Below are 7,462 nucleotides of genomic sequence, written 5' to 3'. Positions count from 1 at the left end.
TTCAATCATGATCGACCTGCCGCCGCTTTGGGCTATAAAAGCCCCGTTCAGTACAGGTCTGAACGGGGCTTCCTCTAAATTGCTTTTCTGTGTCTACTTTTGCTTGACAAGTGCACCGGCATCGCCGGGCACGGCGGCTTTTTTATGCAAAAACGCAGGGGTTCATTCTCCCTGCCCCAGCACCTCGGCCACCAGATGGCCCAGCTGCTGCATCATCTCGATGCCCTCGGCGGGAGGCTCGTCCTGGGTGCCGTAACTGGTGAACACCGACAGGATGTAGGGCCGCTCGGAGTAGGCGATGCCCATGTCGTGGAAGGCGTTGTCCCAGCTGCCGTACTTTTTGGCTGCGGGCGCCGGGAACCACAGGTAGTCGTGCTGGGCGTCCAGGAAGGCCTGCTTGAGCTGCCGGGCGTTCTCGGTGTCGGTCTCAAAATACTCGTAGAGGGCCAGCATGGAGAGGCCGCCGTCCCGGGCGGTGGTCCAGCCGTGGATGCCCTCCTCCTTGGTGATCTCGCAGCCTTCGGGAGCGGCGAAGCCCAGCTGGGCCAAAAAGTCCTGGAAGCCGGTGTCGGCGGTGGCGGGCCACATGCCCGCAAGGCCGTGGGCCGCGTCGTTGGAGCTCACCGAGATCATGGTGTAGATGCGGTCCCAGCCGGTGGAGCCGTTCCACTCCGTATCCAGGTCGATCTCCCCCGCCACGTCCCGCTGGGCCAGCCACAGGGCGTAGGGGGCTTTCAGGGTGCTGGCGCAGTAAAAGCCGGAGGACTCGTTGTAGGTGTATGTATCGCCGGTGGTCAGGTCCTGCAGCCAGACCGACACGGTGCTGGGCTGGGCGTCCAGAAAAGCGTCCAGCGTGGCGGCCGCCTCGTCGGTGAGCAGCACCTCGGGCAGCGGCGTGGGCTTCGGGCTGGGCGTGGGGGCCGGGGTGGCCTCCGGCACGGCCGCGGGCTGAGACGCCGGGGCGGACGGCTCCTGCGCGTCCGCGCCATTCACCGGCAGCGCGCTTTCGCTCCAGTACCACAGCGCCGCCAGCATGGCGAACACCGCCAGCACCAGCAGGATGAGCGTGGGCACGGGGCTGCCCTTTTTTCTGTGTGTGGTTTGTCTGCTTCCTGACATTCCGAAGGTCACTCTCTTTCCTGCCCGCTGCCGCTTTCCCGACGGCAGCGGGCATACCCCTATTATAGACCTGTTTCGACGCTTTTCCAGACCCCCTCGCGAATTTTTGCATTTCTTCACGAGTATTTTTACAACTTTGAAACAGCGCTCCTCCCGGTCAAAAAAGGGGCCGGGCCGCCCAAAACAGGCAGCCCGGCCCCGCTAGCCGATGGGCCTTACCAGAGGTTCATCACCTGCTGGTACATGTCGATATAGGAGTGAGCGGAGACGTTCCAGCTGAAGTCGCAGCACATGGCGCGGTGCACCAGCACGGGCCAGCCGTCCTTGTGCCAGTAGCCTTCCTTGGCGCGCCAGCAGGCCTCGTAGAGGTCGTGGGCGTTGTACTGCTGGAAGGTGAAGCCGTTGCCCCAGCCGTCGCCGGAGTCGTGGATGGAATCCTTCAGGCCGCCGGTCTCCCGCACCACGGGGATGGTGCCGTAGCGGCAGGCCACCATCTGGGCCAGACCGCAGGGCTCCGACTTGGAGGGCATCAGGAAGATGTCCGCGCCGGCGTAGATCTGCCGCGCCAGCGGGGGCACAAAGCCGATGTACACGCCCACACGGCCCGGATGACGGCCCGCCAGATCGTTGAAGAAGGCTTCGTAGGCGTGCTCGCCGTTGCCCAGGATGACCAGTTCAATGCCCTGGTCGATGAGGCCCTCGGCCACGTCCCGCACCAGATCCACGCCCTTGTGGCCCACCAGTCGGGTGACCATGGCCATCACGGGGCTGCCGTCCTGGGCAAGGCCGAACTGCTCCTGCAGGCGGCGCTTGCACTCCGCCTTGCCCTCGGCGAAGGTGTCGGCGTTGTAGTGGGCGGGGATGTTGGGGTCGGTCTCGGGGTTGTAGCTGTCCACGTCGATGCCGTTGAGGATGCCGCACAGCTTGTACTGCTTCTGGCGCAGCAGGCCGTCCAGCCCGTGGCTGAACCAGGGGTCGAGAATTTCACCGGCGTAGGTGGGGCTCACGGTGCTCACCTTGTCGCTGGTCTCGATGGCGCCCTTCATAAAGTTGGCGCAGCCGTCGTACTCCACGATGTGGGCGTCCCGCCGGCCGATGCCGCAGGTGTCCTCCAGGATGTCCAGGCCGTATTTGCCCTGGTACTGGATGTTGTGGATGGTGAACACGGTCTTGATGTGGCTGTATTTGTCCAGATGGCGGTAGTAGAGGTTCAGATACACCGGCACCAGGGCGGTCTGCCAGTCGTTGGCGTTGATCACATCGGGGGTGAAGTCGGTGTAGAACAGCATCTCCAGCACCGCGCGGCTGAAGAAGGCAAAGCGCTCGCCGTCGTCATAAAAACCGTAGAGGCCGGTGCGCTTGAAGTAATACTCGTTGTCCAGGAAATAGAAGGTCACGCCGTCCCGCTTGGCGCTGAACAGCCCGCAATACTGGCTGCGCCAGCCCACAGGCACGCTGAAGTTGGTGATGTATTCCAGTTCGTCCCGGTATTTCAGATCGCCGTAGAGCGGCATGACCACACGGCAGTCCACACCGTTTTGCACCAGTGCCTTGGGCAGGCTGCCGGCCACGTCGCCAAGACCGCCGGAGGCGGCCCAGGGGTTGGCCTCGCTCGCGCAGAATAAAACGTTCATAAGGTTCCTCCTTGTTTTATGGGGAGGGGGCGGGGGCCCTGTGCAGGGCCCCCGCCCCTGGGGAGAGAGTCAGAGGGCTTGCGCCCTCTTTTGGCGTTATACGGTGCGGTTCTTCGCAACATACACCGGGAAGGTGTCACTGCCGGCCAGAGCCTTGTCGGTGGTGATCTTCACGTTTTTGTCGGTGACCACATACTCCACATGGGCGCCGGGCTCCACGATGGTGTTCTGCATCAGAACGCAGTTCTTCACCTTGGCGCCCTTCTTCACCTTCACGCCGCGGAACAGCACGCAGTTCTCCACGTCGCCCTCGATGATGCAGCCGTCGGCCACCACGCTGTTCTTCACGTGGCTGTCCATGGCGTAGCGGGTGGGGGCGTTGTCGTGCACCTTGGTGTAGACCGGCAGCTCGGCAGGGAACAGCGCGTCCAGGTTCGCGGGGTCCAGCAGGCGCATGTTCTCCTCGAAGTAAGTACGGCAGTCGGCGATGCGGGCGGTGTAGCCGGTGTATTCGTAGCCCTGCACGTTCAGCAGCTCCAGGTTGCGGGCCAGGATGTCCTTCTCAAAGTAGACAAGGCCGCGGATGGTGGCGTCCTTCACCATGGTGATGAGGGCCTCACGCTGGATGACGTAAACGTTCATGGACAGGTTCTGCACGCCGGGGCGGTAGTCGTTGCAGAGCAGCTCGGTGACCCGGCCGTCCTGGATGCGCAGGGTGTAGTTGTCGTCCTTGAGGCCGGCGGGGATCTCCCGCTTTTCGTACATCACGGTCACGTCCGCGCCGGTGGCCACGTGGGCCTCGATGAGCTTGTTCAGGTCGAAGTTATAAGCGATGTTGGAATCGCTCATCACCACGTATTCCTCTTTCTGGTCCGCCAGAAAATCCACGATGCTGGCCAGGGCCTCCACGCGGCCGCGGTACATCTTGACGTTGGCCTCGGCGTAGGGGGGCACCAGATTCAGGCCGCCCCGCTTGCGGGTGAGGTCCCACTCACGGCCGGAGCCCAGATGGTCCATCAGGGAATGGTAGTTCTGCTTGACGATGATGGAGACGTTGCTGATGCCCGCGTTGGCGAAGCTGGACAGCACGAAGTCGATCATGCGGTAGCGCCCGCCGAAGGGGATGGACGCCATCGTGCGCTGGGTCACCATCTCGGGGATCAGGCTGTCATATGCATTGGGGAAAATGATGCCCAGGGCATCCGTGTTGGACTTTACCATTGCTCCTCACCATCCTTTACGTCTTTGACCACCATGGCCTTGGGACCCACCTTGGCGTTCACGCCGATGGTGACGCCTTCGCCCACAACGGCGACGCCCCAGTTGTCCAGGTTGTCCATGTCCTCGGGGCGCTCGCCCACCACCGCGCCGCTCTTGACGGTCACGTTTTCGGCAATGATGGAATAGCGCACCTTGGCGCCCGGCTCGACCACCGCGCCGGGCATGATGATGGAGTCCTCCACCACGGCGCCCTCGCCCACCTTGACGCCGGCGAACAGCACGCTCTGCACCAGCTTGCCTTCCACCTTGCAGCCTTCGGTGATCATGGAGTTATCGATCTCGGCGTTTTCGCCCACCCACTGGCCGGGCATGCCGGAGTTGCGGGAGTAGATCTTCCACTCGTCGCTCCAGACGTCCAGCGGCATCTTGGGGTTCAAAAGGTCCATGTTGGCCTCCCACAGGCTGTCGATGGTGCCCACGTCCTTCCAGTAGCCCTCGAAGGGATAGGCCACCATCTTTTCCTTGCTGGCCAGCATGTTGGGGATGATGTTCTTGCCAAAGTCGTTGTCGGAGGCGGGGTTGGCCTCGTCTTCGATGAGGAACTTGCGCAGTTTGTCCCAGGAGAAGACGTAGATGCCCATGGAGGCCAGATTGCTCTTGGGCTCCTTGGGTTTCTCCTCGAACTTGGTGATGGTGCCCTCCTCGTCGGCGGTCATGATGCCGAAGCGGCTGGCCTCTTCCCAGGGCACCTCCATCACGGCGATGGTGCAGTCGGCGCCCTTCGCCTTGTGGAAGTCCAGCATTTTGGAGTAGTCCATCTTGTAAATGTGATCGCCGGAGAGGATGACCACATACTTGGGCTCATAGCGGTCGATGAAGTTGATGTTCTGATAGATGGCGTTGGCGGTGCCCTTGTACCAGTCCGAGCCGGTGGCCGTCTGGTAGGGGGGCAGCACATGGACGCCGCCGTACAGACGGTCCAGGTCCCAGGGCTGGCCGTTGCCGATGTACTCGTTGAGCACCAGCGGCTGGTACTGGGTCAGGATGCCCACCGTGTCGATCCCCGAGTTGACGCAGTTGGACAGCGGAAAGTCGATGATGCGATACTTTCCGCCGAAGGGAACTGCGGGTTTTGCCAGCCGTTGTGTGAGGGCATACAGGCGTGAGCCCTGCCCGCCGGCCAGCAGCATAGCGATACATTCTTTCATACTACTTCTCCCCTTATCGGCGGCCAGAGGCCGCCGTTAGTGCATTTTGCGATTCCCCGAAGCGGTCTTCAGGCCTTTTCGGCGTCCTTGGCGGGCTTGGCCGCCTTTTTCGCCGTGGGCCTTTTGGCCGCAGGTTTTTTTGCCGCCGTCTTTTTGGCGGGCTTTTTTGCCGCAGGCTTCGCCTCTTTGGGCTGCGGCACCGAGAAATAAACGGTGCTCAGCGGCGGCAAGGTGACGCTGATGCTCTGGTCAAAGCCGTGCATCGGCTTTTTGTGGCTGCGCAGAGGCTTGTTGTGCACGCCGCTGCCGCCGTAGGCCTCGTCGTCGCTGGAGAGCAGCTCCTTGTAGGTGCCGGCCACCGGCACGCCCATCTGATAGCCCTCCCGCAGGACGGGATTGAAGTTGCAGACCACCAAGGTGGTGTGGCCCGCCGCATCGCGCCGCAAAAACGCGATGACCGACTGGGCGTTGTCGTCCGGCACCACCCACTGGAAGCCCTCCCAGCTGTAGTCCACCTGCCAGAAGTCCGGCAGGTCGTGGTACAGGCGGTTCAGGTCCTTCACATACTGGCGCAGCTGGCGGTGGCGGTCGTAGTCCAGCAGCATCCAGTCCAGCGCCTTGGCCTCGTTCCACTCGATGAACTGGCCGAACTCCTGGCCCATGAACAGCAGCTTTTTGCCCGGATGGGCCATCATGTAACCGTAGAAGGTGCGCAGGTTGGCGAACTTTGCCTCGTAGTCGCCGGGCATCTTGTTGATGAGGCTGCACTTGCCGTGCACCACCTCGTCGTGGCTGATGGGCAGGATGAAGTTCTCGCTGAAAGCGTAGAAGAAGCTGAAGGTGACCTTGTTGTGGTTGCCCGAGCGGAAGAGCGGGTCGGTGCTCATGTAGCTGAGCATGTCGTTCATCCAGCCCATGTTCCACTTGAAGTTGAAGCCAAGGCCGCCGTCCTCCGCGGGCTTGGAGACCATCGGCCACGCGGTGGACTCCTCGGCGATCATCAGCTTGTGGGGGTGGCGGCCCAGCACGGTGCTGTTCAGCTTGCGCAGGAACGCAATGGCCTCCAGGTTCTCCTTGCCGCCGTAGCGGTTGGGCTCCCACTCGCCGTCGCGGCGGTTGTAGTCGAGATAGAGCATGCTGGCCACCGCGTCCACCCGCAGGCCGTCCACGTGGAACTGCTCCACCCAATACAGCGCGCTGGACACAAGGAAGCTCTCCACCTCGGGCATGCCGTAGTTGAACACCATGGTGCCCCACTCTTTGTGCTCGCCCCGGCGGGGGTTGGGGTCCTCGTAGCAGGGTTCGCCGTCGAACATGTACAGGCCGAAGCCGTCCTTCGGGAAGTGGGCGGGCACCCAGTCCATGATGACGCCCAGGCCCGCCTGATGGCACTTGTCCACAAAGTTCATGAAGTCCTTGGGGGTGCCGTAGCGGCTGGTGGGGGCGAAGTAACCGGTGACCTGATAGCCCCAGCTTCCGTCGTAGGGGTATTCGGTGATGGGCAGCAGCTCCACGTGGGTGTAGTGCATGTCCAGTAAGTACGGGATGAGCTCGTCCGCCAGCTCGGAGTAGTTATAGGGGTCGCCGTTCTCCTTGAGCCGCCAGCTGCCTGCGTGCAGCTCGTAGATGTTCATGGGGGCGGTGAGGGGGTCGCGCTTTTTCTGCTGCGCCTCCCATTCGCCGTCGTTCCACTCATAGCCCTCCAGCCGGTAGACCTTGCTGGCGTTGGAAGGCCGGGTCTCGGCATGGAAGGCGTAGGGGTCCGCCTTGAACAGCAGCTCGTCCTGCCGGGTGGTCAGGCAGAACTTGTACACATCGTACTCGCGGATGCCGGGGATGAACGCCTCCCAGACGCCCTCGTCCAGCTTGGCCATCGGGTGGGAACCCGGCACCCAGCTGTTGAAATCGCCCACCACGCTGACGGCTTTGGCGTGGGGCGCCCAGACGCGGAACACCACGCCTTCGTCCCCGCCCCGGCAGTCGAAATGAGCGCCGAAGAACCGATATGCCTCAAAATTGTTGCCCTGCTTGAACAGGTATATGGGCAGATCGGCCGGATTATTCTGTTTTTTCACGGTGTCTCCCTCCCTGTGGGCCTTACGCCTCACTTTCACATATAATCTTACTCATTTTCGGGGTGCTTTTCAAGGGTTTTCTGTCATATACTGCTAAAAAAGCAATTTTGTTTTTCCTCGTTTTATGCAATTTTAACAGTGTTGTTGAATAATCCTTGGGTATTCACAATAGTTTTGGAAAAGCGCCGGTTTTTTTGCCGTATTT

5 protein-coding genes are annotated in these 7,462 nt (G+C 61.8%); all 5 read right to left on the bottom strand.

Features of this window, described 5'->3' with window-relative positions; genetic code table 11:
* Positions 1-162 precede the first annotated feature (162 nt).
* Positions 163-1,074 carry a serine hydrolase gene (locus ACMI1Q_RS06950; RefSeq protein WP_419503245.1) on the bottom strand — a complete coding sequence of 304 codons (912 nt, stop codon included), beginning with the start codon at positions 1,072-1,074 and terminating at the stop codon, positions 163-165.
* Between the two features lie 260 nt (positions 1,075-1,334).
* Entirely contained in the window at positions 1,335-2,753 is a 1,419-nt protein-coding gene (locus tag ACMI1Q_RS06945) for a glycogen synthase (protein ID WP_394979388.1), read from the bottom strand.
* A gap of 96 nt (positions 2,754-2,849) precedes the next feature.
* Entirely contained in the window at positions 2,850-3,974 is a 1,125-nt protein-coding gene (gene glgD / locus ACMI1Q_RS06940) for a glucose-1-phosphate adenylyltransferase subunit GlgD (RefSeq protein ID WP_330059059.1), read from the bottom strand.
* Positions 3,968-5,182 carry a glucose-1-phosphate adenylyltransferase gene (locus tag ACMI1Q_RS06935; protein WP_330059058.1) on the bottom strand — a complete coding sequence of 405 codons (1,215 nt, stop codon included), beginning with the start codon at positions 5,180-5,182 and terminating at the stop codon, positions 3,968-3,970. The genes glgD and ACMI1Q_RS06935 overlap by 7 nt, the downstream gene beginning before the upstream one ends.
* Positions 5,183-5,250: 68 nt before the next feature.
* Positions 5,251-7,257 (bottom strand): 1,4-alpha-glucan branching protein GlgB, encoded by a 2,007-nt coding sequence (gene glgB, locus ACMI1Q_RS06930; protein ID WP_419503244.1) that lies wholly within the window; start codon positions 7,255-7,257, stop codon positions 5,251-5,253.
* Positions 7,258-7,462: the final 205 nt, after the last annotated feature.

The sequence above is a fragment of the Candidatus Allofournierella excrementavium genome (assembly GCF_048526665.1).
Classification (GTDB): Bacteria; Bacillota; Clostridia; order Oscillospirales; family Ruminococcaceae; genus Allofournierella_A; species Allofournierella_A excrementavium.
Note: the sequence above shows the minus strand (reverse complement) of the source record. Positions and strands in the feature narration are given on the sequence as shown.

What these genes read in the sequence shown, in the direction of transcription:
- ACMI1Q_RS06945 (WP_394979388.1), bottom strand. Translation starts at nt 2,753, where the DNA reads ATGAACGTTTTATTCTGCGCGAGCGAGGCCAACCCCTGGGCCGCCTCC.
- glgD (WP_330059059.1), bottom strand. Translation starts at nt 3,974, where the DNA reads ATGGTAAAGTCCAACACGGATGCCCTGGGCATCATTTTCCCCAATGCA.
- ACMI1Q_RS06935 (WP_330059058.1), bottom strand. Translation starts at nt 5,182, where the DNA reads ATGAAAGAATGTATCGCTATGCTGCTGGCCGGCGGGCAGGGCTCACGC.